This window comes from Pseudomonas sp. NFACC25, from assembly GCF_900100935.1.
Taxonomy (GTDB): domain Bacteria; phylum Pseudomonadota; class Gammaproteobacteria; order Pseudomonadales; family Pseudomonadaceae; genus Aquipseudomonas; species Aquipseudomonas marginalis.
In genome coordinates this window covers 230,285-254,003 of the sequence record NZ_FMUC01000005.1, presented here as the reverse complement: position 1 = coordinate 254,003, position 23,719 = coordinate 230,285, and the positions used below count along the sequence as shown (strand labels likewise).

Below are 23,719 nucleotides of genomic sequence, written 5' to 3'. Positions count from 1 at the left end.
AGGTTGCACTCGTCTGCCGTCCTCTTAGTCGCCCGCCGATTCTCGATGCCAGAGCCTACGAACTGTCGGCTCAGGTAGGGCTAGTCGCTTGCGCACCTCTGCTTGGGTTAAACCTTGAGCTTTCATTTCCTGTACTGCGACCCACTTCTTTCTAGCTTCTACCATCGCTGGCGTCATTTTTGCTGGTGGTTCATCTGGTAGGAGCGTATCCGCTAAATCTAATTTTTCTAGCTCAGCCAAGCAGTCTAGAAGCATTTGGCGCCCCGTCTTTTGCTCGTGTCCAGCGAGTGTCAGCGTGAACAACGTCAGTGGTTGAATACTTAGGGCGCAGGCGAGCTCGTAGCTCACGTCGACTGTAGCAGTGGTCAATGCACTCTCGAGCTGACTGACGTGGGATTGCACAACGGTTTTGGAGATCTCAACCTGAGAAAAACCACTTTGTGTGCGAAGCAGCTTGAGCGCTGCTGCGAAGGATTTACGCAGCGACATTTTCCATACCCGCAAAAGTAGACGGTATGCCGTGTTTGCCTAGCGTCACACAAATCTATATATTGATATGAGTGGCGCATTGGTCAAGATGACATGTGAGTATTGCGCCGCAATCGATCTCTGCTGCTGTTGGTGGGTGTCGTCAATTCATGCAATTAGGGAGGAGTGGATGGGCAGTCTTATCGACGATGGGCTGTTGGGGGATGATGGGACTAAATTGGAAGGCTGCAGACTCGCTATAGACGAGGCCCTTAATGTAGCCAGAAAGCGCTACAAATGGATGCCCCTATGCGTCGTCGAGGAGTGGATCGTCCTAGATGCCATCGTCACCGACGAAGAGCGAGCGAAAGTTACCGCAGCAGGCTGCCAACCAATGTTTATGTTTGCCCACAAAGTTGTGGATGACGAGCAGCGGCGTTTCGAACCAGGTCATTGGGTGCGCTCAAGCATGGGCACCGCTTTCAAAGAAGGCTACCTATTCGAAACACGCAACACGGTCTACGTCTTGCTTGGCCCAGGCCATCGTAAGTCTGCTTCTATCGAAGCGATATTTTCTCTTTTCTGATTACCCACCGGTTCTGCTGGGCAACTGACGTGCTCCAGCAGTTTGAGGCAACACATGTTCAGAACCTTACACAACGACCTGATAGGCGTCCCAGGAATGTTCGGGGAGGGCGTGTCCCATTGGCGTGGAGTCTCAAGGCTGCTCCGAACGCCTTGGTATCACTTAACCCTTAGCGTCGAAAACGAGGGTCGGCTCAGCGAGTGCGCGGTGATGATTGACGACACCCACCAGCTTCAAAAAATGTTGGTAAGCCAAGGTGTGGATTTAGCTATCACCGAGATTATGGCTGTGACGCCATCTTGGATGAATAAGTCCGGAGGCTGGCAGATGGAACGGTTAACCAGAGTAACCGTAGGTGAGGACAGGTTTGGTTCTGAGGTTTGCTTGCTGGAAGTGGCTAAAGGGGCGGTGTATCACACCTCACACCAGCGAGATTTCAAGATTGAAGCGCTGGCTAACCTGAGGCCCGTCTTTCTCTCAAGCATGATTCGATCTGCCTGAAATTTACCAAGAATTCCGCACGATACCAGCACCTCTGGTTGCGTGTGAGATTCCTGATAACGCCATATGGACTGCCCATTGGAGCGCATATATGCTCGACACCATTGATGTCAATTTTCACGGAAAGCGCCATACAGATTTTGATCTCAAACGAATTATAAAAGCTCAGGAGCAAGGCTTTGATGTGCCAGTGACCGCCTATCTATGCGGTGTTTCCATCAGGTCTCGCGCAGGCATCGGTGTTGTTTTTGGCCACAAGAGAAAAGACCAGTATGGGCGGTTTGGAGATGGTCATTTGATCCGCACTTCTGATGTAGTCAAAATCGAGCGTGAAGGCCGGTTCTGGGTGATGACAACCGTAAATTCGCGGTACGTGCTAGCTACGTTCCAGCGTGACAATGGGCGTGCGAGCCTTCGCCAGTTTCTGCGGTTGTCTAGGAGGCATCACCATCTGTCCCCGCACGTGTTGCAGTAGGGGAGTGGTTGTCCGGGACAGTCGAGGACTGAGGGAGTCGATGGGTATATGTCCGCCATGGTCTTGAAAGCGGGCGAGGTGATCTCTATCGCATCTGGTATCTATGAAGCGTACGACAGAGACAACCCTTTCACGGTCATGCGAGACTTCGTTCTCGAGCTATTTGTAGACAAGACTAAGGATGCGTTTAAGGTGACATGGAGGTGCCTGGGCTCGTGTATGAAATCCCTGGATGCTTCCCGCCCAAGTCGTGACTTCCGTAATGCCGTGCCCAAAAATCTACTTAGGCGGCTTAAGTGAGTTCGGGCTGGGAGAGGAGAAAGACGACCATTTAAGGTGTCCTACCGTACCCCTGCTCGCAGTTGTCAGCTACCACTATGGCTGCAGTGCTCTGTAGATTGTTTTTAGTCTCAACAAAAGCTCATCGAACGTAATAATTAATACGTCACGCAGGCTGTTTCGGTAACATTCAAAGGAGATTTTCTTTGAATCTTCAACCGGATTTCGCCCTATGATTATGACTATGGGGACAGATACTGCATTGACACGTTCTGTAAGTCTGTTAGCCAATGAAAAGAAATTTTGTTGAAGAGACATTTTTTGGCTTAGTGCCTGACTCACAGAGCCGCTTAGCTCCCTTGATGGTGCATATACGGACGCTCGGTATTCAGTCGAAGATAAAAGTTCTTTCGAAGGAGCCTTGATTTCGATTATTGCTAGACTGGAGGTAGATTCTGATGCCATTACGAAATCGCTAAACTGGCCGCCTTGTCCATTAAATCCTTTGCCACCAACATACGGTTTTTCTCCAATAATTTTGACTGGGTAGCCGAAAGCTAAGTCCAGTATAAAAATATTTTCGGCCAGGAATTGCTGCCAGCGTTCCTCATTGCTATTCGCATCAAGTAGTTTTTCAAAAACCGTGATTAGCTCACTCAAGGTAACGAGTTCAATATCGGCTTTTAGTTTATAGAGGGCTCTCCGTTCATCCTTGGCAAGTGGGGGAAGATTTTTTTCCACCAGATCAACCACTGTTTTTCGGTCACGCTGGGTTAGGGTAGGGTTAGTGCTTCCCAACGCCACCAGTTCGGCCAAGAGGTCAGGGGGGAGCTTTCTTGCTTTTGCAGGATATTTATTGGGCATGGATTCATGGAGCAACGATGAATAGCAAAGCAGTTGCATATCGCTCCTGCGCTCGCGACTGTATTTACCATCAAGCTGATCTATTTTTGCCCTGAGAGTTTCAAACCGTTTCTCACTGAGGATAAACACATCCCCGTCAGGCGCCTGTGCGCAAGGCTCATTACCACTTATGACCATGATGGTGGTGATTTCGTCAATATCTTCAATAGCGTAGGGTATGTATCTATAGTCGTAGAGGATGCCTAATCCAAATCTCCAGTCTTTGATGAAACCCTTAGGAAGTTTTTTAAGTAGCTCTTCAAGTCCATTTTCTTCGAAAGGTAAGTTTCCGGAGACGTTATCATCGAAAACAATTTTGGTTATGGCGTTATACTTCGGCTCTCCATAGTTTTGTTTTCCTATCCTGGCTTGTATTGGGTAAGTTATAACTATGTCTCTGTGTGCTTCGATAATAAGCAACCAGGTGAGATCTCTCCCGTTATAGTTCGGCACGTCGCGATAATAGATTTTAGAAGATGCGGCGTGCTCCAGGTCTTTCTCGGATCGCCCAGTAATAATGTTTTCGTTAGCGTCCAGTAGCTCAAACTTAACGAACGGGCCACCGTCATTTCGAAGCTGCATTGCGTATTCGGAGGGCGTCATTGAAGGCATAAAAGATCCATTGTTGAAGTTCTCAGTTTTTTTTGCGCTCTGCGAAAAAATGTTCTGGTGAGAAATAGATTTTTCCGCGCGCACGAGTACACGCCACATAGAGCTTATTTTTAGTTCTGGGCTTCATTTTATATAGCTGCCCGTTTTGGTATTGCCGCCACTGAGTTTCGCTCAGGATAATGCAAACGTCCTCGTAGTGATCTAGACCCTTGCATGCTCCCCAGTTATTTGAATGACATTCGTAGCGGTGGTGCGTATCGTAGAATAGTTTTACAGTGCTGTTGTCGCTGCGAATAAGGTCAGCAGAAGTCTGATCTTGAATATTTATTATTCCAGTATGCTTTTGATTGGCCGGGTAAATCTCGATCTTAAGGTTTTCCCTGATGAAATCGCAAACTGTTGTTCCGCATCTCCAGCTTTCCTTGAGTGTTTCCTTGTCGACCTCGTATCCCGCTGTCGTAAACCGTTTTTCATATTTTCCTATGTCTTTATGAAGACTGCAGTTGATGTTTCCATCTCGACTGGTGTCAAAGGTGTGTTGGTAAAAGTCACCAACTAAAAGCATTTCTATCTTGGCAGGAGATAGGGCCATCAAAAAATTAAAGTCGTTTGCAGCAAAGTCCTGAACTTCATCGACAAAGATTTGATCGTAGAACCGCTCCAAGCGTTTTATGACGTCCTCGTATGACCTGGTTTGATCGAGAAATTTCGCAAGCCTGTTGTAGTAGAGCCGTCCACTGGAGTGGCGGTAGTGAGACATTTTGTCTCTGGCCCGTGTTACCGACTCTGCAGGCAGCTTGAGATAGAGGCCTTTGGTTTTCATTTTCTGCTGGAGCATTGGGCGGTAACAGAAACCATGCAGAAATGAAAAATAGGTCATAACACTGATGTGGCTTGGAATGTACCCAAATTTTTCCATCACCTTGTTTCGGAGATGCTTGTAGTTGTTTTCAGTGTAGGTTATGAGGATGGCGCGTTTGCCTGCGTTCAGTCTGTTGATAATCTCGCTAGTTTTCCCAGATCCAGCGACCGCAAAAATTACTCTCTTATCCATGATACTGCCTCCTTGATGTAGTCGGGAGCAGTTAGGTTTTGATGATTATCTTCGAGCAGCGCAAAGGCCGCCTCTGCCTTGTTCTTCAACATGTAGTCCTGAACGCTTAGCGTCTTTCGATCCTTGCCGAAGAGCTCGTCGCAGATTTCTTTGTTGTCTAGGTACAGACCGACCTCGAAGGTATAGCGCTGGCCATCCTTGTCAGAGAACATTTTGGCGTTGTCGGATGTGTGCCCTTCGTAATTTTCTACGCAGTTCTGTTCATAGTTTCTGTCGTTGTCCCTGATCGCTGCGACCTTGATGTTTAAAAGTCTCGCGAGTTCCAGATAGCGCTTGAAGCTAGTGCCGCCAATCGAAATGATGTGGACTTGGTCGGCTTGGGGTGTGCAGCCACCAGAGATGCGTTTGTATAGTTCCTCCATAAGGATGAACTCAGCGTCACCTTCGACCAAGATGACCTTCTTTGAAAGGGCAAACTCCAGCACGTTGTTATCTGGCGCTTTCATAAAGAACCCTGCGGTCTTAGGAGAAAGCGCTTTTAGTCGGCCTGTATTTTGAAGAGTTCCGAGCAGTAGTGCGTTACGGAGATCGAGCCTGGAGCAGATGTGGCTGCTGTGAGTGGCGATGAAAAGCTGTGTTGATCCGGTGTGAGATAGCTGTTCGACCAACCTTTTCATGTTGGAATGGCTGAGGTGATTCTCAGGCTCCTCAAGCAGCAACACATCAAGGCCTCCTTGCACATCGCGTCGACCTAAAGCGAACTCAGTTTTGATAAAACATTGTGCGCCCTTGCCTCGATTTTCAATCGATATCCCGTCTTGGGTAATGACTAAATCCGTTTCCAAACTCGCCCGTATGCTGCTGCGGATCCCAAACGCATAAGGAGGGAATTTTCTATTGAGTTCAGCTAGCTGTTTGTCCCGGAAGCCTTCCTTGCCTCTCCTGTAAAGGTTCTCAAGTCTGTGTCTTTCGGCAATTTCTGTATTGAGACCGAAGACCGCTCTTGTGTACTCTTTGGCGGCATATTCACTATCGATGCGAGAACTGTCCAAGTGAAGGTGCTTGAACGGGCGCCGATAGCTGTTGAACGGCTCTCCGGAAAAGGTATGGAAACTGACGGAGTAATATTCAAAAGGAAAGTTTTGAGGATCGTCCTCTAACATCTGTTTGATCGCGAGATGGTAGTCATCTAATACTGCTATTTTCATCCGTATGCCATCGTAATCGTCACCTGCCTGGTTCTGTCGACCATTCCAATAAGGTTGATCACCCTCTTGCAGGAAAACGTCGACTATCACCACTGGCAAGTCCGAGACTTTCCTCTCGCTATTGAGGAAAGCTAGGACTGCCTGGCGGTTGATGAGTGCTTCAAGTCCTAGTGTCTCTACCCGGCTTCGACTAGCGCCATTCACTAAATCGATTGCGAGCAATACGGTACTTTTGCCTGTTTCGTTATCACCGATGAGCACATTCGTCCCAGGGTCAAAGTCCATCAGGAGAGAAGAAAACTGCTTGAAATTTTGAAGCATCAGTTTGGTGATCGCCGGCATCTCTAATCCTTGTTCGGAGCTTCCATAGTCTGGACACTTGATCGCCCAGGTTGATGCGGGCTTCTGTGATCTGCTCGAGGTGGCATCGCTCGACGAGGCGGAATCTGAAGCTGATAGCCTATTGATACCTAATTTCTCGACTGGGATCGAGTGCTGAAAACCAAAAGACGTTACAAAGTTATAGAGGCGCTAGGGTGGAGGTGAGGGAAGCCATTGAGCGAACTGGTTTAGCGCTTTGCTTCTATACGTCCGGCGTTTGATTAACGCAGGGGCTGCTGCCCCATTGCGATGCTTCGCTAGGCGGCTGCGCAAGCCTAGAGGCACCTTGGCTGTCGATTGGTTTCCCTAGGCAGGGTCAGCTAACCTGACCCAGCTCCCTCTCGCGTCTAAGGGGCGTTGGCCGCTATCAACCCAAGGAAGAATTATGTCAAAGGCAAAGCTCCCCCCAGAGTCCGAGGTAGTTTCCTGGCTAAAACAGATCATCGAGAATGAGGAATTGCTCGAGTCGATCACAGGGCAAGAAGTGATCACATCCTTGACGGACACTGTTATTCAGGAGCATTTCCTTCCGTGCTTTGGCATCGATTACATCTCTCGACGAGCCTCAGCGGAGGCAGCAGACTTTGTGCTGAGTCGCTTGAGTTTGCTGGAAATCATATCGATCAACACCAGCATTTCATTGACCACTGGAGAGGTGCTACGCCCGGACATTCTTTGTTTCAATCCTGAAACCAAAACGCTGGTGGTATTTGAGGTCAAGCGAGCGAGCGAAACCGAGCGTCAAACTGTCACTGAGCTTGCAGGGTACGAACAGGAGCTTCGAAACATGCTTCCGTTCCTAGGCGGTTTCGACGTGTGCTTTGTAGTCGTAGCGGCTGACTGGTCGACACTTCTTGTTCATGCGGTTGGCAGCATGAACGCCTGGTCTGGAAAACAATGCTTGGCACTCAAGCTGACCAATGATGACGCTGGCTTCGGCTTGGTAGCTCATCTTCCTGAGGCCTGGCACCTAACCGGTAGTACAAATCTCCCGGTAGAGGCACTTCCTTAAATCGATCTTTATCTCGCTTACAAAGGTATCGACGATGGTTTTGGAGCCGACCAAGACGATGTCGATTCCGTCAGGGAAGATGACGATGACGTAGCATCGCCCCCGAGGGTTGTTCTTACCGCCATGGATGTGATTTCACGGGCTGGGGATAGGGCTGGGTCGCATGGTTTTATGATGCTTTGGCGTGACGTAAATGGCTTTGGCCGTGGTCGCTGGTGCATCACCCTTGCGGCCATTGATCCTTACACAATGCACGCCTGGTGCCGAGACAATGGTCTGCCGCAGAGAGAATCTGAAGCAGCAGCTTTTCTTCATGAGCGCAGAGGTGACCTCTCGGGGCAAACGCCCACGACTGTCTATGACATCGCTAAAGCTGCATTTCCGATACTCAAGGAACACTTTGATCCCGAGTTTGGCGGGGATTTCCATTGGCACCTGAAGACACGCCAGTATCGCCATAGAGCCGTACCTACGAGGTTTGATTTCTGGGGTAGCCTCGGACAGCACGCCCGCGAATTTGTGTGCAATCCTGCTGTTCGGAACAATTACATGCCCTTTGTAGGATTCAACCAGTTGGATTGGACGGATCCCGCAGTTGCGATGACGCTAGTGACGAACCTATCACAGGGAAATCCGTTTCCAAGAGGGGTAATCAAGTGCAGCGACGCGTTTTTGGTCGGACGCGTGCTTGGGGATCTCCTAGGTGCAGCCTTCAACACTGCTCCTGATAAGGAGCTAGCGGCGAAATTTGAGCCCTTGGTGGAGTGGGCTCAGTTGGAGGCGCTGCGGTTCGCGATAGAGATGAAGCAAATGTACGACATCACGGAAGAAATAATTACACCAATGCCCGTGCTTTCTAGAGATCCAGCTAAGCGCGTGCAGGCCACGGTGGAGCTAGCCCAATGGATTAGCACGGATCTCATTAGTAATCGGCATCCGTTTCACCAAGCATGCTTCGATCTAGGTTACCGACAAGCCTGGCTATTTAACTTGCTGGCGGCGCAACACGCTGATCAGGCTGACCCGAGCGACTATGAGGCAGCAGCATCAATCACCCGCAATATTGTCAAGGCGCTGCTTTCTCGTGCGGAGGGTAGCCAAGGGCAAATGTTCCAATCCTCCGGGTTCGTAGATTTTATGGCTTTCCTTGATCCTTATTTTGACGATGGGATCAACCTTGGCAATGCACAAGAAATTAATGAAGTGATTGAGGCTATCCCGACCGATGTGCTACTGGCTAGCTTTCCAATTAGTGTCGTAAAAGGCGCAGACTCCATTATCCCTGTAGTCCTACACAAGACTCGTGCGCCTTTCCCCGTGCTGGTTGACTGGGAATGGCTGAAGGGCGGCATCAGGGCGTTGTTTGAAAGCGGGGATCATTGCCCAGCTATCGTTTTTAGCCAGGATGGGATGGTAGGCAGTTGTCGCCTAGTTGAGCCTTTTAGGCTCCTTTCTCCTATCAGTGATCCTGAAATTGAGGTTTATGTACTAGATGAGTCCTCAGCAATGAACATCGCGATCAAGATGACGTGGAATGAGGTGAAAGAGTTTCATGCCAAGCGAAGCCAGGGGTACGAGGCCACACTGTAAATTGGGATCGCCAAACTCTGCCTCTTGGTTTTTGAGGAAGGAAGGGATTTAGTTTAAATCGGGATCTCCATAAAATTCCAAAGTTGAATTGAGAGTAGGACGAAGCAATAATACCCGAAGTGAGGTTGACATGATGTTAGGCGGCTGTTTTATTGACGTTTAGCGGCTGTTGCGCTTATTGTGCCATACATTTGGAATGTGGATGATTGGCTCATGCCATGATCTGAATTTCAAGGGTGATGCAGTCTGTTCTTAGTGTTGTTGAAAGATAATAAAGAGATCTTACATATAGGTGGTCTGAAGTGACAGGATTTATGAAGGTTTCGGACAAGAATGGCGTATTTGATTTCACTGCCAATATGATTGAGATCAAAAAGTACAATGCAAGTGCGCGGAAGCTAATTGAGCGAGCGATTTCGGGTGTCTTTGAAGAGATAGAGCAGCCAGAATCCAAAGTGCTACGCACTATGAAGTCATTGGTGGTTCACGAGTATGTGCACTTTCTAGATCTCACGACTACCTTGTGGGGCATGGAATACATTGCTCGTAAAAATTTATTAGCTAAAGCTATCGCTGACGATGGTGAAATCCACACGCGAAAAGATGTTTCGTTGATAAATGTTTCCGAGCTCCATGCTCATGAACAACTCGTTCGAACAAGCGGTGTAGGGCTTTTAAAGACTACGCTGATGAATCACGAAGTTGTAATTGATGAACGATTTGGGCCAATAATATTCATATATTACAATGTCGAAGAAGAAATAATCCAGTCTGTCCCGCTTAGCATGATGGCAGTGCTAGAGGCGAATGCGTACGCATGTGAGATCTTGTCACGAATCTACGATGCAGAGCGCTTAGTAGACCCTGTCGCTCGAGCGATTGCCCTACAAGAGGCGGAGGATGATTTTGAGGGCGTTTTAGATGATCCGGGTCAATCCGTATATACAGTGCTGATTTCACTCGCAAAGCTCCATTTTCCTCTACTTGATACCAAGCAGTTGATGCTGTTAATGAATGCGCTTGTAAAGTTTACACTGGATCTAAATAGCTTTGAAATGTCAGAAATGGCGAATTATGTGCAGCGTTCAATTGAAAGTAAGTATGCAGGTGAAGTTATATCGGATGACATGCGTAGGGGGGCATCGAGAGCAGTTGTTGCATTTAAAACAATACTCATAATGCATGGATGGCGAAATGCTATTAGCTCTCATGCTAGGTCACATCATGATCAATTGCTCAAGCAAAATCCTCAACTCGCCATTGAGCACTGCTGGAGCTCTATTGGTATGACGACTCTGTCGAAAGAACTTACCGACTATGAGTTTGATGTTCAGTATAAAAATATGTATTCACTTTGCTTGCTTGAGGAGGAATTCAAGTTGTATGCTGAATCCAAATTTAATAGAGCTGCGTTAAGTTTTGGTAATATGGCTAGTGTTGGATTCGATAAGCTCAAACTGATGGATTTTTTTTTAGAGGATGGAAGTGTCGCCTGTCCTCCGAATAGGATTGATATCGATGTGGAAGAGTATCTGTTGAATTATGCGTCTATTTCTGTGGATATAGATAAACTTTGTCGTGGAGATAGTGCAACTAAATTTTACAGATTACCAAACGATCCTATAATCTATAGCTCGCCCTTCGATCATACAGATTGATCGGAAATTAAAAGGCTGAATGGCCAAAATCTCGAAATTTATTGTTTTCCAATAGTTTGAAAAGCATTTACAAGCAAATGCGAAACATCTTGCTGGGCTCAACATGGTGACGAATGGACAAGCTGAGAAAATTTATGAGGTCATAGTCGACATTCGTGATGTGAGGCCACTGGTTCTGGCAGCTGAGCACGCCCGCGCACGGATCGCCTTAGACACTTCAGCTAACGTGCGCGGGAAATTGGGATAATGGAGCACTGCCGACCAGCTACCGATTTGCTTGTGCTAGCTCGATACACTTCAATGCTAAAATGGTTGTCGGGTCGACCAATGCAACCTCATGATTTTTGATCATGTAGGATTCGCTATGCTCGAGCACCAACGGAAGCTCTGTGCACCCCAGGATGAGTACATTTGCACCCAGTTCACATAAATGCTCTGCGGCGGTGAGTAACTGATCTCTACAGATGCCCTCCGTAAAACCCGCCTTGATTCCGTGATCTCCGTAGATCGACTCCATCACCAGCGTTTGGTAGTTCGTGCCGGGGATGATGATTTGAAGTCCAGCCCGTCGCGCTGCTTCGTGATACACCTGACTTTTTATCGTGCCGGAAGTAGCAAGCAGGCCAACGGTTTTGCCTGCGCCATACCTGTGCACGATTGCCTCTACTGTCTCAGTCAACATATTCACGATAGGCACACGCAGATGTGTCTGGATGCGCTCAACAAATGCATGAGCGGTATTACAAGGAATGGCTATGGCATTGGCGCCTGCGCTTTCCAGCCGCTTGCATGTTGCGTACATCGCCATCGTTGGATCAGTTTCGTCATTCAGCAGGTTGGCCGTGCGATCAGGGATCTGGGGGTTTTGTTCTACCACCATTTTGATGTGCTCCTGGTCGCGGCCTGCGGGTGTGTGTGCCACGACCTTACCCATGAAGTCGACCGTTGCCGCCGGCCCAACTCCGCCTACTATCCCAAGCTTAAATGGCGGGCGGGTTGACTGGCCTTTTTCCAAGGTGGCAAAAGTCGCATAAATCTCGTTGATATCTAGGACAGTCAGGCCACGTCTTTGAAGATCGCCGCAGACCAATGAGAGCTCAGTCATGCCGGGCAGAATTATCGTGGCACCCTGATCCTGAAGTGAGAGGCATGCCTGATACACGCACTCCACTGGCACCCCATCAAGGTGTCCATCTTTGATGCCGTTGACCCCATACATGGCGTCCATTAACCCAGTCTGCTCGGTGTCACGGGGATAGACCAGCTTGAAGTCGGTGCCAAAATAGCGCTCGAACAACCCGGAGTGCCTGACATAGTCCGAAGCGACGATGCCCAACGTGGTACCAGGCTCCGCGACATGATCGATGTGCTTGCGCAATGCCGTCATCATGTCCAAGACAGGTATTCCTATCTCTTCCTGGATCTCCTCACGAAACGTGTGGCTGGCGAAACAAGGCAGTAATACTGCGTTTACTTCGCTGGCCTCGAATGTCTGGCAAACCTGGAACACGTAGAACTTTCTGGAGCTCATGTTGGCGCCCTGATCAAGGGGCATCAGGACGTCCTTGAAGGGGTGTTGCTCAAACAGGAAGTGGTAGCGGCCTTGATCTTCCAAAACCGCTCTGGACTTCACCAACTTGTAGAAAAGATCGCCGCCGGCCAGTGATCCAAGTCCGCCGACGATACCTAATTTGCGAGCAAACGATGACTTGCTGGACGGCTTCGATTTACCTTTCATCTCTATGCTCTCAAGCGCTGGCTACAGTTTGGGTAGGGATTGCAGATGCGTTTTCGGGCTCGTCTTCAGCCTCTTCATGTGGCTCTGATTTGGCAACCACTGCAGTTGCAATGCTATTGCCAACCACGTTGGTGGCAGTTCTGGCCATGTCGAGGAATTGGTCAATGCCGAGGATCAGCAAAATGCCTGCTTCGGGAAGGTTGAACATGGGCAACGTCGCCGCCACCACAACCACCGATGCTCGCGCTACACCTGCCATCCCCTTGCTGGTAATCATCAGCGTCAGCAGGATTAGCAGTTGCTGTGTAAAGCTCAGGTCGACGTTGTAGGCTTGGGCAATGAACATGATGGCGAACGCCTGATACATCATTGAACCATCAAGGTTGAATGAGTAGCCCAGCGGTAGAACGAAGCTGGAAACGCGTTTTGGCGCACCAAATTTCTCTAGTGCCTCCATGGTTTTGGGATATGCAGACTCGCTACTGGCAGTAGAAAACGCTAACAGAACAGGTTCGCGAATCAGCTTACCCAATGTAAATACCGAGCGGCCCAAGAACAGGTAGCCAGCACCGAACAACACACACCACAGAATCACAATGCCCAGGTAGAACTCGGCAATTAGCTTGCCGTAATCAACAATCAATCCGAGGCCTTGAGTGGTGATAGCTGATGCGATGGCTGCAAATACACCGATGGGCGCGAAGGCCATGACGAAGTCCGTAACCTTGAACATCACCTTGGCCAGCTCTTCGATGCCATCGACTATCGTTGTGTAACCTGCTCGCTTCACACCCGCCAAGGCAAAACCGAAGAACAACGAGAAGACCACGATTTGCAGGATTTCGTTGTTGGCCATTGCTTCAGCGATGCTGCGTGGAAACACGTGGCTGATGAAAACCTTGAGGCTGAAATCCCCGGTGTTTACAACGGGACTCGCCGAGTGCTGGACGACCTCCATGTTCAGTCCTGCGCCAGGCTGAAACAGGTTCACCAGGCCCATGCCGATTGCCAGCGAGATCACCGAAGCGGTGACGAACCAGACCATGGCTCTTAGGCCAATGCGGCCAACGGAGCGAGAGTTTCCCATGCTGGCAATTCCGCCGACCAAGGTGGCGAACACCAGAGGAGCGATGATCATCTTGATCATGCGTAAAAAGATGTCAGTGACCATCGAGAAGTAAGACGCTATCTCTTTGGCGTTTTGTTCGCTCCCTGCGAAGTGATGGCACGCCCAACCGACAAGCACGCCTAAGGCGATGCCAATTGCAATCCGACGCGGAAGTTTATTTTTCTTCACGGAGCTATCCTCAAGTGGTTTTTTTGCTTTTTTTACTTGGCAGGAGACAAGTGTCATTCGGTCGAAGCTCTTCGGCCTCGCTTCTACGATTTCGATTCTATGGTCGGGTTTGCAGGGGCATGATGAGTAATCCCGATAGGCTCATGCGTTTTTGGAATAGTTTTCGAAATCGCTGCTTTGCGCTGACTCCGGGGCCGTAAACTGCTCACTCGGGACATGAGGTGTGGTTATGCAAATCAAATGGCTGGATGATCTTTTAGCGGTCGCGGAGTGGAAGAATTTCTCTCGGGCTGCCGAGGTTCGCTGTGTGACCCAGTCGGCGTTGTCGAGGCGCATAAAGTCGCTTGAAGAGTGGGTGGGCGCAGAGTTGGTGGATCGTGGTACCTATCCTGTCCAACTGACTCCGGCTGGTCGCACATTTTGTGAGGAAAGCCGCGAAGCATTGGCGGGGCTAATGAGGTTGCGTTCGAGTCTGCGGGAGGTAGAGCGGATGCCAGGGCGCTCCATTCAGGTGTCCGCCGGCCACAGCTTGTCGATGACATTTTTACCGAAGTGGCTAACTCAGTTTCAGCTGCATAATGAACAGTTTAATGCGCGAGTCGTCGCCGCGAACATTCATGACGCGGTCATCGCCTTGGAGGAAGGGGGGTGCGATCTGATGATCGTCTATCACCACCCTTTGGCGCCCATACTTCTAGATCCAGCAAAGTTCGGCAGCCTGACGTTGGGACATGACGCCTTCATTCCATTGTGTGCACCTGACAAGAAAGGGCAACCGCTGTATCGCTTACCTGGCACGTCAACCAAAGCTGTGCCACACCTCGCCTACACGGCCACCACTTTCTTAGGACGCGTTGCAGACATCGTCATCAAAAATGGGCCATCTGTGAGCGTGTTGGAACGCTGCTATGAAGCGGACATGGCGATGCTTTTGATGCGCATGGCGATAGAGGGATACGGCGTTGCATGGTTGCCACAGAGCGCCGTAATTGACGAGCTTCAGCGAGGTCAGTTGGTGAAAGCGGGTGGTGATGAATGGAGTACACGACTGGAGATACGTTCCTACTGCTCCATAACTAATGAGAATCCTACGATGCGCAGCTTATGGAAAACACTCGAAGGCGCCTCCCGCGATCTTCATGGCAAAGCAGCCAGTTGATCGAAGCTCCAAGGTTCGAATCACGTGAAATCGTACCCTCAAGCAAGGGTAATGACATCTGCGCATCGAACCATTCTGAAACGTCATCACCCTCAATTTTCTGCGTGATAGTCTCGCCGCACTTTTGAGTTGGCACTGATCGTTCCCACGATGAAGGCCATTGTGAGGAGCGATCATGCCCAGAGTTTCCCATCAAGCATTACGCCGTTCGTTTCGCGTGCTGCTGGCGTCCGGTAACTGTTTTCAGACGGCTTCTGTCTTTGATCCGATGTCAGCACGCATTGCCGCCGACCTCGGATTTGAAGTGGGCATTCTGGGTGGCTCAGTTGCATCACTGCAGGTTTTAGCCGCGCCAGACTTCGCACTGATTACCTTGACTGAATTTGTCGAGCAGGCGGCCAGGATAGGCCGTGTGGCGCAGCTGCCTGTCATCGCTGATGCTGATCACGGTTATGGGAATGCACTCAACGTCATGCGAACTGTTCAGGAGTTGGAGCGTGCAGGGGTGGCCGCGCTCACGATTGAGGACACTCTTCTTCCGGCTCAATTCGGCTGTAGATCAACAGACTTCATTAGCACTAATGAGGGGGTAGGGAAAATTCGGGCAGCACTAGAAGCACGCGTCGATCCGGAGCTTTCGATTATTGCTCGAACTAACGCATCAGCTTTATCGGTGCAGGAGCTCGCTCACCGTATGCGTGCTTATCAACAAGCTGGCGCGGACGGAATTTGTATCGTTGGCATACAAGATGTTGCCCATCTTGAGCAGGTCGCAGAGTACATCTCTATTCCATTAATGTTGGTCACCTACGGAAACCCAAAACTCAACGATAACGAAAGGCTAGCGAAGCTAGGAGTGCGGATCATCGTTGGAGGTCATAGCGCATATTTCGCGTCCATCAAGGCTACCTACGACTACCTTCGTGAACAACGCCAGCTCACTCGCAGCACATCAAACTTAAGCGCAACCGAGCTGGCCTATACCTACACGTTGCCGGAAACATATTTGAATTGGGCCAGGGACTTCATGGAAGTTCAGGAGTGATGAAAATCTCCTGATCAGCTCCTGTTGCTCTGCCGACAAGTTTCCTCCTGCTTGAATCCGCAGGCATGATTTGCGTGCCGAGAAGAGCACTCGCACTCATGCGGTTTGGTCACCCTCAGTTGCGTATTCAGCAGTCTGCTTCCGGAGCGATCCGGGAGCTTTTTTCTTTTCAAATAAGCGCTCGAAGCCCTGAGTGTTTCTGCCTGCTCGATGATGAGTATCCGAGTAGATGCCAACGCATTAGCTTCGTTCATCTCGCTTCGCGAAACGGGAAAACGCAGAGCGCAGTCGGGAAACTGTTTGGTGATTCGATGAGACGCAGAACTGTCTAATCAATGGATGGCGTGGCAGGCTGGGGGGTTGCGAGGTCACCACATCATCGCGTTCGAGAAACGATTTCTATGCGCAGGCCGGTATGGCGATTCCGGGCGAGCCCTGCGGTTACGACCGAGCACAGCAGCAGGAGGCGCTGCAAACAGCCTACTTCGCCATCACTCGGGCCGTCACCTAGTGCTACTGGTATGTTTCCTGGGGCGAAAAGGTACCGGCGTCGGAGAAGGCGAGCCGTTATATCAAAGGGGATCAGGCCTATTGGAACGTTGTGACTCCACGTCCTGCGCCCCCTTCTGATGGGATCAAACGTAAAGTAGTTAAAGGACGCTAGCTAGGGCCTTCGCTCGTCACAATCTAATATCTGCAGCGACGTACGGGAATGCAGAAAAGCGCAGCGGCTGGGCGGACAAGGAGGTTGAGCGATACCCTATTATTCCTTCCGCCCTTCATTTTAAATTAATGCTCCACCTCCGTATCACTCAGGTTTGGCGGTGAGAGCGTTCATTTCCACTGGATAGGTGCGGTAAACAACATGACGTTGAAAATAGAAATAAAAAACAAGCTCGCAATCGGTAAACGGAATGAATTCGCCATCTGGGGATACTTGCTCGGCGAAGGGTTTGACGTGTTCCCCTCGCTGGTCGACGACAAGGGGATTGACGGAATCGTTGGACACCAAGGTCGCTACTTCGAAGTTCAGATCAAGAGTGGCGAAAACTGGAACAATCCGCGAGGTCTTAGCCGATCTGCTGTGAGTAAAAATCTTGACCGTATTTTTTTGATCTACAATACCATTGAGGACGAGGTTCGATATTTCACAGGGCGGCAGATTCTTGATGAGCCTGAATGGCGAGAGTGCATTGGCTGGACGATTTCTCAAATTAAGCTTCCTAAACAAATGCTGCAGAAATATGAGGCTCATAACTGGGCCGGATTCGTCGCGTACCTGAGGTCTTCGATACAGGGACGCCCTTAAGCCAATCGGGTGGCCAGTCTGCTATCTGGCTTTCACTACCCAGAGATGATCAACTTCTCGTGTAGGTCTAACTCATCGATTCTCTCCGCATTGCCTAACTAGGCGATGCTGGCACGCAGGCTACTCGGAGGACTCCCTTTCACCAGCGGCCATTGATCTCATCCAGCACACCTATCAACTCGTCCGCCATTACGGGCTGCGAATGCGCAAACAGGTCATTAGTGAATTCGCCGGGCTGTCGAAGATCCATCCGCCACGCCTCCGCACTTCTGCGCTTGTAGCCGTGTAGTGGTCTAATGAAGCCGGGCACCCATTTAGGCTTAGGCGAGAATGCTCGCCAGATCGAGGTGTCAGACGACCAAACAACGCCGTTCCTTTTTTGCTGAATTCTAACGCGAGGCTGCTGACCTCGTGCTCAAGCAAAACTACAGCGACATCGAAGCCAGCCGTTAACTCGGCGTCGGCGAGTCGGCCCTGCGCCGCTGGGTTCATCAGGTTCAGCGGGAGCGCCAAGGCGTCACTCCGCAGAGCAAAGCACTGACCCCGGAACAGCAGAAAATCTAGGAGCTGGAAGCCCGGATCGCCCGCCTTGAACGGGAAAAATCGATATTAGAAAAGGCTACCGCGCTCTTGATGTCGGAAGATCACGAGCTTACAGGCATGCGCCTAGTTGAGCCTGAGGCGTTGGCCACTCACCCACAGCTACGCCAGTGGTTGGCTCCATGTGCTGGCAGCCTCGGCTGGAACAGGAAAGTACAGCCGGTCTAGAGGCAGAACAACCAACCGACCTGTCATTCTTCAAGGCTTGAAGCCAGGAAAGAGCATACTTGGCTAGCAGTCAGCCCAAGAATTGTGAGATGCTTTTTTGGCATTTAATTTGCCCCAAAAATCTCAGACGGATACTGAAATTGAGCAGAAAAAGCCTTCGATTAGCCAGAGCCAGAGTATTTCAGCAACTTATTGACCGATCCAAGACAGACCCTGTCGGCTTAGAGACCGACCTACGGCGCTGGCAATATATTAAAGCCCCCTTTTTATTGGCTTTAGCTGCCTGGATGTTTCAAGAAGCGGTAAAGTTTACTTTCACCCAAGATCTATCGATGTATTTTAAGGCAGTCTCCGATTATGCATGGTATGTCACGACTGCCACAGTGCTAATAGGACTAGCGCTCTATGTTTTTAGAGAAAAAAACAAATTTTACTATGGATTAATAGAAGTCTCGTTCTCCATCGGCCTCACCTATGCCTTAGTCTCGCACTTAAATGAAACTGGCTTAGGAGGAGCTCTTGCTGTGGGCGGCGCCATTTATGTCACTGTAAGGGGCCTAGATAACATGTGGACAGGATATAAATCTCCGAGATTGCGTTACAAGGAGGAGCCCACCACCGAAGGCGACGAGGAAACGCGAACACCCCAATAGAATAGTGCGCAACACAATGGAAGGTGGATCCTCATTGATTGACTCAGACTAGATAGACGAGCAGGCCGTTCTGTCTGCTACATCGATTTGACCGAGACGCCTTCCACATAGCGGAGTTCCTTGACACCAGCCCTGGTCGCCTCAACCTCCGCTCATCAAGGCGCATGAGAGGTAAATGTGTTGGCGCACGTGCTGTGATGCCGACCAACCTGGCAGCACCGCATCAGCTCTATTTCACGAATTTGAAACAGGCAAAGCCAGTCTCAATCCGAAGCTGTTGAACAGGCTCAACGTTCTCATGATTGCCAACTTTTTTGACGACATTTACGCCGCAACAAACGCTGATGTGGGCTGATGACGGATAGGTAGCCCTTCCTCAGCTCGCTCCACGAGCCATTGACCACGGTATGGGAAAGGGGAGCTTGACTTCGAAGAGCCGGGTACGAGCTCTCACGTGAATTGTTTTGCAGATCTTGAAACCCAGCTTAGATCGAATGGCATAGACGTACCCACCTGCCGGCGAATTGGAGGGGCGACTCACGCCTCTCACTGGCGGTGGTGGTGCTGGGATGTCGAATCCAGCGATGTCTGGAAAATATTCGGCATGTAGATCTGGAAGACCGTACCGGTTAACCACGTCAGGAGCAAAAGCAAACCAGTGTCAGGTGGTTTCGGATTCATAGCCAATACATATCCATCTGCAACGAAACCTCGTCAAGAGATCGGCTCGTTTCCGGCTAAAGCGCCTGCGAGAGTGTAATCCCCGGCAAGACGTCATCAGATAATCGCTCAAACACCGTACCGCTTGTTACCGCCAGAGGTAATGCAGTATCGACCACCGCGAGGCCCGATACACACGTTCCCAGAGGAACATGCACAGGATGAACCGTAAGCTGGAGTCTGTTGGCGAGCAGGCTGTTTCGGCTGAGCCGGTGGTCTTGGCTTCGAAACGACATGGCAGTCTGAGCCGCTGCATAGGCTTTTGGACGAAAGCCACTTTGAAGGTTGACCATCAATGCTGATCCGCGCCCAATCCTTTCGGGTCTCAAAAACTTGAACCTTCTCCCCGCGCTTCAGTTTTGAGATGACCTTTCCGCTTGGTTGATCCCGTACATTGAGGTTATCAGCACTCACAAAATGCTCAGTCGCAGAGACGGGGGCCGGAGCTGAGGACGGAGTCGGCGAAATCGACCCTAGCGTACTTGGCGTGCTTAAGGCGCTTGGTTGTACTGGGGCAGGTGGAGTGTCTTTCTTCCCCATTGCCCACAGAACGGCAAAAAGAATCAGGAGCGGGACAAACCATGACTGGGACTTCTTGCGCATATCCATTGCTCTCATTCGTCACGTATTACAACGGCTGTTTTCCTGACCAACCTGACGTCATCACCTATTGCGAGCTTAGCCAAGACTCCACTTTTTGCAGCCTGTGCAGTTCAGAAAGCTGCGGCCTGCCAAGACCCAGCATCTCAAGGAACCGACTCCTCGCCTCAGGGGAAGGGAACCATTCCGCGACTTCTACGCTGCAGTGCCTTGAATCGCTCAACGCCCATTTCATGATCATATCCGCAGCAGCTCTGTAGTGATCAGCCATAAAAAGCCTTTTGTCCTCTACGGGCCAGCCACGCTCTCTCATCTGCTCGGTGATATCAACGATACCCGTATCACCGAAAATCGCATCGGTATCTGGGTAGTGAATTCCTGCAAGCGACACCTTGGTAACGCCCGAATCTTGGTCGAAGTAAGACAGGAAATGCCAACCACCAGTGATACACCCTGGTAAGGGGAAATTGATTGCGGCCTTGCCAGTTATGTAGTGCCGGCGAGAAACGCGTTGGAGGTCGAAATCGAAGAGCGGTTGCGTCATTTGACATACCTCTGCGCATTTGCGCTACCTGATTGCCCGGAGACAACGCCCCGGTGTAGTCGTCACCTTAATAGTGACCAGGTAGCCTTGCGCACGGGCTGAGCCATTGATGTAGGTGTAAATCCTAGAACGCCTGAGAGGTTGGACGCACCTGCAACTTGCGTGCGCCATCAAGGACGTGGTTTTGAGCCACAACTCGTTTGAGATCGAAGAGGCCACCTCACACACTGTTCCTGAGTTCGCAGCTGTTCATGCGAGTGGATTCCATACCAAGCCAGAGCATCGTCAGTTGAGCCAAGCCTCTTTTGCAGGGTTACTGTCAAATGATCGTCTGAAAATCTACGTCCTCAAAACTGATGGACATGTAGTTGCAGGAGCATTGATGTATCTGGCCAACAATGGAGTCGCCTACCTCGGGACGGCTGCCACCCGAAAAGATGCACGAGGCTTGGGCTATCATGGAGCTTTGATATCTCACCGCATAGAGCAAGCAAAGAATTACGGCAGCTTGGTGATTGCCGCAACTGCGCTTCCCAGTTCGCAAAGTCGCCGTAACTTGCAGCGCACGGGGCTTGCGACATCTCACGTCCAAGCGCTATATCGCTTGGCGGATAGTCGAGATATGCCGGCACGGGAGCGTCGGTTGGAGCCGGATTGAGCCGCCGCGATGGAGCTCGTGTAACGGCTATTTTCGGCCGAGGCTCATCCACGCCTCGCCGCAGGATCCACCTATTCCGGATGGGAACAGGCCATAGAAGGCCGTCATCCCTATCGTCTGGCTCATTGAGGGCATCATCATTGGAGTGCTTTACTATCGAACCGGACTTGCTATTGATACGCGGCGAATGGTGCGTCTCCAAGCAATAGGTGAGAGCAGAAGCACCGCAATAAGAAACGCTACCTGCGACAGATAGAACGACTCCAGCCACTGCTGTTTCAGTGCGACGTAATAGGTGTTATGGGCTACGTCAGCCAAAATAATTGCTGCGGTGAGGACTATTCCCATCCGTGGCTTTTTGAAAAGGAGTAGTACCGCCAGCGGGTCAAAAATAGTCAGTGCCGCCCAGAACACGCGGCTAGCCCAGTAGGCGCTGTCACCGTAGCCGTAGTCCCAGAACAACCCATGCTGAAAGTCTGCTCGGATGTGATTGGCGGTCGCGATCAAAAGGCAAAAGGCAAACAAAGCTCGGATGGCGAATGACAACCTTGGCATAGCTTGGCCTGCTCTGGTGAAGTGACCCTATGATAGCGGGATCAACCAACGTGGACATTAATGCCTAATGGCGAAAGTGCGTTCGCCAGACGCTCGTCAACGTTCTACCTCATAAGCCAGCAGCCCTTTCTACATCGACTTAACCGAGGCCACCTCCACATATTTGTACCTCTTCCTTGCAGCCCTCACGGCCTCCTGCTCCGCAAGCAACGAGCTCAACGTATCAGCCTCGTGAATCAACTCCTTCATTTTCCCCTCAAACTCGTTCCCAACCCGAAGCGTGACCCGCAGCCTGGGCGTAAATGCTTTCGCCACCTTCTTCTTGGCTGCTGGAGCGACAACGGGTTTCGCGAGCACAACTTCTTCCTCAGGCTCATTTACTAGAGGAGCAGATATCTGCTCTTCGGGCTGAGGCGTACCGAATAGGGCACGACGCATTTCTTCTTCAGTTAATTCAGAGCTCATAGAACATCTCAAAGTGGGCGGTAATCAGCTCGACGAATTCTACTAGGATCGCGGCTCCAGCGTGTCCTCTGGGAGCATGTATGGCCACTGTGAATTCGTGCTGCGTGGTCACAACATTTCAACGTGGTAGTGGGCCTGATAGCGATAAAAATGATGCAACGTAAGCTAGGCTATTGGGGGCTTAAGGTGTCATCGCAAGTTGTCTGGCTTCGTCTTCGACAACTGAGTGAACTGCTCCAATGCGTTTTGGAAGTCCTCCAATGCAAAGCTCACCGGCTTGCTCCCGGCGATCCATTTTGTCGAGATTCCAACTTCCAGTTTGTCCGAAATACTTCGACCGAAAGCGTCCAATCAAGTCATCTACCGATCCAGTTATCAGCACGAGGATGACTGCTTTTCGCCCATGCCGTAAGGTTCGCTACCAAAATCGCCACAGCCTTCCAGTGGTGGTAATACAGCAAGGAGAGCGAACAATGAACACCTTCAAATCATCAGTTCAAAACGTAGCTGCGGCCATAGGCCTGATCGCAGCAGTGACAGTCGGTGGATGCGTCATGATCCCTTACGACACGCCGGAATCAAAAGCCCAAATCCAGCGCGATCTGGAAATTGCACCATCGGATATTCAAGCCGTATCGGAAACTAACTGGTGCTTGTTCCCATATGGAAGCGAAGGCAGCTGCAGGGCCGCTCAAGGCCTGGGAGTGTTGACCAGCAAAGGCCTGATCCTCAGCCTCTACAACAACCACACCTACACTGAAACCGCACGCATCCTCCCAGAACAAGTGCAGTGCGTGAAGACAGTTGGTGGTCGCACTGGAGTCGAACCGTTCGTTGTATTCACCAAAGACCGAGCGATCATGCTCGCCGTCATTACGCCGGGTGGGCAAATGAATGTGCCTGTGAAAGTCAGTTTCTTTGATTATCTGACGAAGCCAGGGCAGCACGTCTTCACTGGGACGGATGGCGGATATGTGCGCAAGTCGGGTCGAAAGCAAACCGTAGGCGGAATGGTGTCAGGCACTGCCATCCCGTGGCATACAACACTCGACGTAACCGAGGTTTTTAACCCTTGCCCGCAGGTTACAGATTAACGATGACTGGCGCGTTCCATCGCAAGCGGTGCGCGCATGCCGAAGCCCGTAGGTGTGAAGGATGAGTGCCCGAAGGGCCGAGACCCCCCGGCGGCTCGGCTCGCGAAAGCCGCCCTTGAAGAGGCTGGTTTCGAATGCCATCTGGGGCGACCGACGTTCGACCACTACCGATATAGAGCCGCTGGGGCGCTTACCAGAGAGCACCGCAACCATTTCATATCTCGGTCTGTTCAACTCAATTTGACTGCTCGAAAGGGCATGTCTGCGTTTGCATACGACTGCGCGCTTTCGACCCTAAGCAGTCGGTCTCGGTCAGCTTGAATAAGGCAGCAAGAAACGGATAGTAAGTGCTGGACGAATTCCAGCCTGATACGACTCCAACTAATA

Annotated in this window: 21 protein-coding genes and 2 pseudogenes; 13 read left to right on the top strand and 10 right to left on the bottom strand. The window is 50.6% G+C overall.

What is annotated here, in order from left to right; all coding sequences use genetic code 11:
• Positions 1 to 24: 24 nt before the first annotated feature.
• Positions 25 to 489: a helix-turn-helix domain-containing protein gene (locus BLQ09_RS14710; RefSeq protein WP_092357582.1), complete on the bottom strand. Its 465-nt coding sequence runs from the start codon at positions 487 to 489 to the stop codon at positions 25 to 27.
• A 169-nt stretch (positions 490 to 658) separates the two neighbouring features.
• Between BLQ09_RS14710 and BLQ09_RS14705 the strand changes: the two genes are divergently transcribed.
• The 3 genes from BLQ09_RS14705 to BLQ09_RS14695 all read left to right on the top strand — a co-directional run bounded on the left by BLQ09_RS14705 (position 659) and on the right by BLQ09_RS14695 (position 2,030).
• Complete coding sequence (locus BLQ09_RS14705) at positions 659 to 1,054, top strand: DUF6957 family protein (protein WP_092357580.1); 396 nt, start codon at positions 659 to 661, stop codon at positions 1,052 to 1,054.
• A gap of 210 nt (positions 1,055 to 1,264) precedes the next feature.
• Complete coding sequence (locus tag BLQ09_RS14700; RefSeq protein WP_256568790.1) at positions 1,265 to 1,555, top strand: hypothetical protein; 291 nt, start codon at positions 1,265 to 1,267, stop codon at positions 1,553 to 1,555.
• A gap of 91 nt (positions 1,556 to 1,646) precedes the next feature.
• Positions 1,647 to 2,030 carry a hypothetical protein gene (locus tag BLQ09_RS14695; RefSeq protein ID WP_092357576.1) on the top strand — a complete coding sequence of 128 codons (384 nt, stop codon included), beginning with the start codon at positions 1,647 to 1,649 and terminating at the stop codon, positions 2,028 to 2,030.
• 375 nt (positions 2,031 to 2,405) lie between these two features.
• Here BLQ09_RS14695 and BLQ09_RS14685 read toward each other — a convergent pair whose 3' ends face one another.
• From BLQ09_RS14685 to BLQ09_RS14675, 3 genes are read right to left on the bottom strand one after another with little or no spacing between them, the layout of a single operon-like run.
• Positions 2,406 to 3,908 carry a Shedu immune nuclease family protein gene (locus BLQ09_RS14685; protein WP_175472315.1) on the bottom strand — a complete coding sequence of 501 codons (1,503 nt, stop codon included), beginning with the start codon at positions 3,906 to 3,908 and terminating at the stop codon, positions 2,406 to 2,408.
• The gene (locus BLQ09_RS14680; RefSeq protein ID WP_092357569.1) at positions 3,847 to 4,878 is read right to left on the bottom strand and encodes an AAA family ATPase; all 1,032 of its coding nucleotides are present in this window, start codon (positions 4,876 to 4,878) and stop codon (positions 3,847 to 3,849) included. Before BLQ09_RS14680 ends, BLQ09_RS14685 begins: the two co-directional genes overlap by 62 nt.
• Positions 4,863 to 6,428 carry an ATP-dependent nuclease gene (locus BLQ09_RS14675; protein WP_092357567.1) on the bottom strand — a complete coding sequence of 522 codons (1,566 nt, stop codon included), beginning with the start codon at positions 6,426 to 6,428 and terminating at the stop codon, positions 4,863 to 4,865. The genes BLQ09_RS14680 and BLQ09_RS14675 overlap by 16 nt, the downstream gene beginning before the upstream one ends.
• A gap of 424 nt (positions 6,429 to 6,852) precedes the next feature.
• Here BLQ09_RS14675 and BLQ09_RS31610 point away from each other — a divergent pair, with 424 nt between their 5' ends.
• From BLQ09_RS31610 to BLQ09_RS14665, 3 genes are all read left to right on the top strand, one after another.
• Positions 6,853 to 7,479 (top strand): hypothetical protein, encoded by a 627-nt coding sequence (locus tag BLQ09_RS31610; protein WP_256568789.1) that lies wholly within the window; start codon positions 6,853 to 6,855, stop codon positions 7,477 to 7,479.
• Positions 7,480 to 7,653: 174 nt separating this feature from the next.
• Positions 7,654 to 9,069: a hypothetical protein gene (locus BLQ09_RS31605; RefSeq protein ID WP_256568788.1), complete on the top strand. Its 1,416-nt coding sequence runs from the start codon at positions 7,654 to 7,656 to the stop codon at positions 9,067 to 9,069.
• A gap of 302 nt (positions 9,070 to 9,371) precedes the next feature.
• Positions 9,372 to 10,727, top strand: a complete 1,356-nt coding sequence (locus tag BLQ09_RS14665; RefSeq protein WP_139202115.1) for a hypothetical protein — start codon at positions 9,372 to 9,374, stop codon at positions 10,725 to 10,727.
• 265 nt (positions 10,728 to 10,992) lie between these two features.
• Here the strand turns inward: BLQ09_RS14665 and BLQ09_RS14660 are convergent, their stop codons facing one another.
• Both BLQ09_RS14660 and BLQ09_RS14655 read right to left on the bottom strand, forming a co-directional pair.
• Positions 10,993 to 12,465: a cysteate racemase gene (locus tag BLQ09_RS14660; RefSeq protein WP_092357564.1), complete on the bottom strand. Its 1,473-nt coding sequence runs from the start codon at positions 12,463 to 12,465 to the stop codon at positions 10,993 to 10,995.
• Between the two features lie 10 nt (positions 12,466 to 12,475).
• Entirely contained in the window at positions 12,476 to 13,762 is a 1,287-nt protein-coding gene (locus BLQ09_RS14655; RefSeq protein WP_092357708.1) for a dicarboxylate/amino acid:cation symporter, read from the bottom strand.
• A 229-nt stretch (positions 13,763 to 13,991) separates the two neighbouring features.
• Between BLQ09_RS14655 and BLQ09_RS14650 the strand changes: the two genes are divergently transcribed.
• From BLQ09_RS14650 to BLQ09_RS14625, 5 genes and pseudogenes are all read left to right on the top strand, one after another.
• Positions 13,992 to 14,921 (top strand): LysR family transcriptional regulator, encoded by a 930-nt coding sequence (locus BLQ09_RS14650; RefSeq protein WP_092357562.1) that lies wholly within the window; start codon positions 13,992 to 13,994, stop codon positions 14,919 to 14,921.
• 175 nt (positions 14,922 to 15,096) lie between these two features.
• Complete coding sequence (locus BLQ09_RS14645) at positions 15,097 to 15,966, top strand: isocitrate lyase/PEP mutase family protein (RefSeq protein WP_092357560.1); 870 nt, start codon at positions 15,097 to 15,099, stop codon at positions 15,964 to 15,966.
• A gap of 865 nt (positions 15,967 to 16,831) precedes the next feature.
• Positions 16,832 to 17,275: a DUF4365 domain-containing protein gene (locus BLQ09_RS14640; protein ID WP_175472314.1), complete on the top strand. Its 444-nt coding sequence runs from the start codon at positions 16,832 to 16,834 to the stop codon at positions 17,273 to 17,275.
• Positions 17,276 to 17,686: 411 nt separating this feature from the next.
• Positions 17,687 to 17,931, top strand: a pseudogene (locus BLQ09_RS14630) (transposase); the annotation flags it as partial.
• A 252-nt stretch (positions 17,932 to 18,183) separates the two neighbouring features.
• Positions 18,184 to 18,696, top strand: a complete 513-nt coding sequence (locus BLQ09_RS14625; protein WP_139202114.1) for a hypothetical protein — start codon at positions 18,184 to 18,186, stop codon at positions 18,694 to 18,696.
• A 789-nt stretch (positions 18,697 to 19,485) separates the two neighbouring features.
• Here BLQ09_RS14625 and BLQ09_RS14610 read toward each other — a convergent pair.
• Both BLQ09_RS14610 and BLQ09_RS14605 read right to left on the bottom strand, forming a co-directional pair.
• A complete protein-coding gene (locus BLQ09_RS14610) occupies positions 19,486 to 19,956 on the bottom strand; it encodes an SH3 domain-containing protein (RefSeq protein WP_092357704.1) in 471 nt (156 codons plus the stop codon).
• 127 nt (positions 19,957 to 20,083) lie between these two features.
• Positions 20,084 to 20,560, bottom strand: a complete 477-nt coding sequence (locus BLQ09_RS14605; protein WP_092357554.1) for a hypothetical protein — start codon at positions 20,558 to 20,560, stop codon at positions 20,084 to 20,086.
• Between the two features lie 124 nt (positions 20,561 to 20,684).
• Here BLQ09_RS14605 and BLQ09_RS14600 point away from each other — a divergent pair.
• Positions 20,685 to 21,218, top strand: a pseudogene (locus BLQ09_RS14600) (GNAT family N-acetyltransferase); the annotation flags it as partial.
• Between the two features lie 153 nt (positions 21,219 to 21,371).
• Here the strand turns inward: BLQ09_RS14600 and BLQ09_RS14595 are convergent.
• The gene (locus BLQ09_RS14595; RefSeq protein WP_092357552.1) at positions 21,372 to 21,773 is read right to left on the bottom strand and encodes a hypothetical protein; all 402 of its coding nucleotides are present in this window, start codon (positions 21,771 to 21,773) and stop codon (positions 21,372 to 21,374) included.
• A 129-nt stretch (positions 21,774 to 21,902) separates the two neighbouring features.
• Positions 21,903 to 22,238 carry a hypothetical protein gene (locus BLQ09_RS14590; protein ID WP_092357550.1) on the bottom strand — a complete coding sequence of 112 codons (336 nt, stop codon included), beginning with the start codon at positions 22,236 to 22,238 and terminating at the stop codon, positions 21,903 to 21,905.
• A gap of 473 nt (positions 22,239 to 22,711) precedes the next feature.
• On the opposite strand from BLQ09_RS14590, the gene BLQ09_RS14585 reads away from it, so the two are divergent.
• Positions 22,712 to 23,332 carry a hypothetical protein gene (locus BLQ09_RS14585; protein ID WP_092357548.1) on the top strand — a complete coding sequence of 207 codons (621 nt, stop codon included), beginning with the start codon at positions 22,712 to 22,714 and terminating at the stop codon, positions 23,330 to 23,332.
• Positions 23,333 to 23,719: the final 387 nt, after the last annotated feature.

Excerpts from the sequence above, each read along its gene's own strand:
- BLQ09_RS31605 (WP_256568788.1), top strand. The coding sequence starts at position 7,654 with ATGCTTTGGCGTGACGTAAATGGCTTTGGCCGTGGTCGCTGGTGCATC.
- BLQ09_RS14675 (WP_092357567.1), bottom strand. The coding sequence starts at position 6,428 with ATGCCGGCGATCACCAAACTGATGCTTCAAAATTTCAAGCAGTTTTCT.
- BLQ09_RS14645 (WP_092357560.1), top strand. The coding sequence starts at position 15,097 with ATGCCCAGAGTTTCCCATCAAGCATTACGCCGTTCGTTTCGCGTGCTG.
- BLQ09_RS14585 (WP_092357548.1), top strand. The coding sequence starts at position 22,712 with ATGAACACCTTCAAATCATCAGTTCAAAACGTAGCTGCGGCCATAGGC.
- BLQ09_RS14710 (WP_092357582.1), bottom strand. The coding sequence starts at position 489 with ATGTCGCTGCGTAAATCCTTCGCAGCAGCGCTCAAGCTGCTTCGCACA.
- BLQ09_RS14700 (WP_256568790.1), top strand. The coding sequence starts at position 1,265 with ATGATTGACGACACCCACCAGCTTCAAAAAATGTTGGTAAGCCAAGGT.
- BLQ09_RS14705 (WP_092357580.1), top strand. The coding sequence starts at position 659 with ATGGGCAGTCTTATCGACGATGGGCTGTTGGGGGATGATGGGACTAAA.
- BLQ09_RS14590 (WP_092357550.1), bottom strand. The coding sequence starts at position 22,238 with ATGAGCTCTGAATTAACTGAAGAAGAAATGCGTCGTGCCCTATTCGGT.
- BLQ09_RS14610 (WP_092357704.1), bottom strand. The coding sequence starts at position 19,956 with ATGGGGAAGAAAGACACTCCACCTGCCCCAGTACAACCAAGCGCCTTA.
- BLQ09_RS14680 (WP_092357569.1), bottom strand. The coding sequence starts at position 4,878 with ATGGATAAGAGAGTAATTTTTGCGGTCGCTGGATCTGGGAAAACTAGC.
- BLQ09_RS14660 (WP_092357564.1), bottom strand. The coding sequence starts at position 12,465 with ATGAAAGGTAAATCGAAGCCGTCCAGCAAGTCATCGTTTGCTCGCAAA.
- BLQ09_RS31610 (WP_256568789.1), top strand. The coding sequence starts at position 6,853 with ATGTCAAAGGCAAAGCTCCCCCCAGAGTCCGAGGTAGTTTCCTGGCTA.
- BLQ09_RS14650 (WP_092357562.1), top strand. The coding sequence starts at position 13,992 with ATGCAAATCAAATGGCTGGATGATCTTTTAGCGGTCGCGGAGTGGAAG.
- BLQ09_RS14595 (WP_092357552.1), bottom strand. The coding sequence starts at position 21,773 with ATGCCAAGGTTGTCATTCGCCATCCGAGCTTTGTTTGCCTTTTGCCTT.
- BLQ09_RS14695 (WP_092357576.1), top strand. The coding sequence starts at position 1,647 with ATGCTCGACACCATTGATGTCAATTTTCACGGAAAGCGCCATACAGAT.
- BLQ09_RS14640 (WP_175472314.1), top strand. The coding sequence starts at position 16,832 with ATGACGTTGAAAATAGAAATAAAAAACAAGCTCGCAATCGGTAAACGG.
- BLQ09_RS14605 (WP_092357554.1), bottom strand. The coding sequence starts at position 20,560 with ATGACGCAACCGCTCTTCGATTTCGACCTCCAACGCGTTTCTCGCCGG.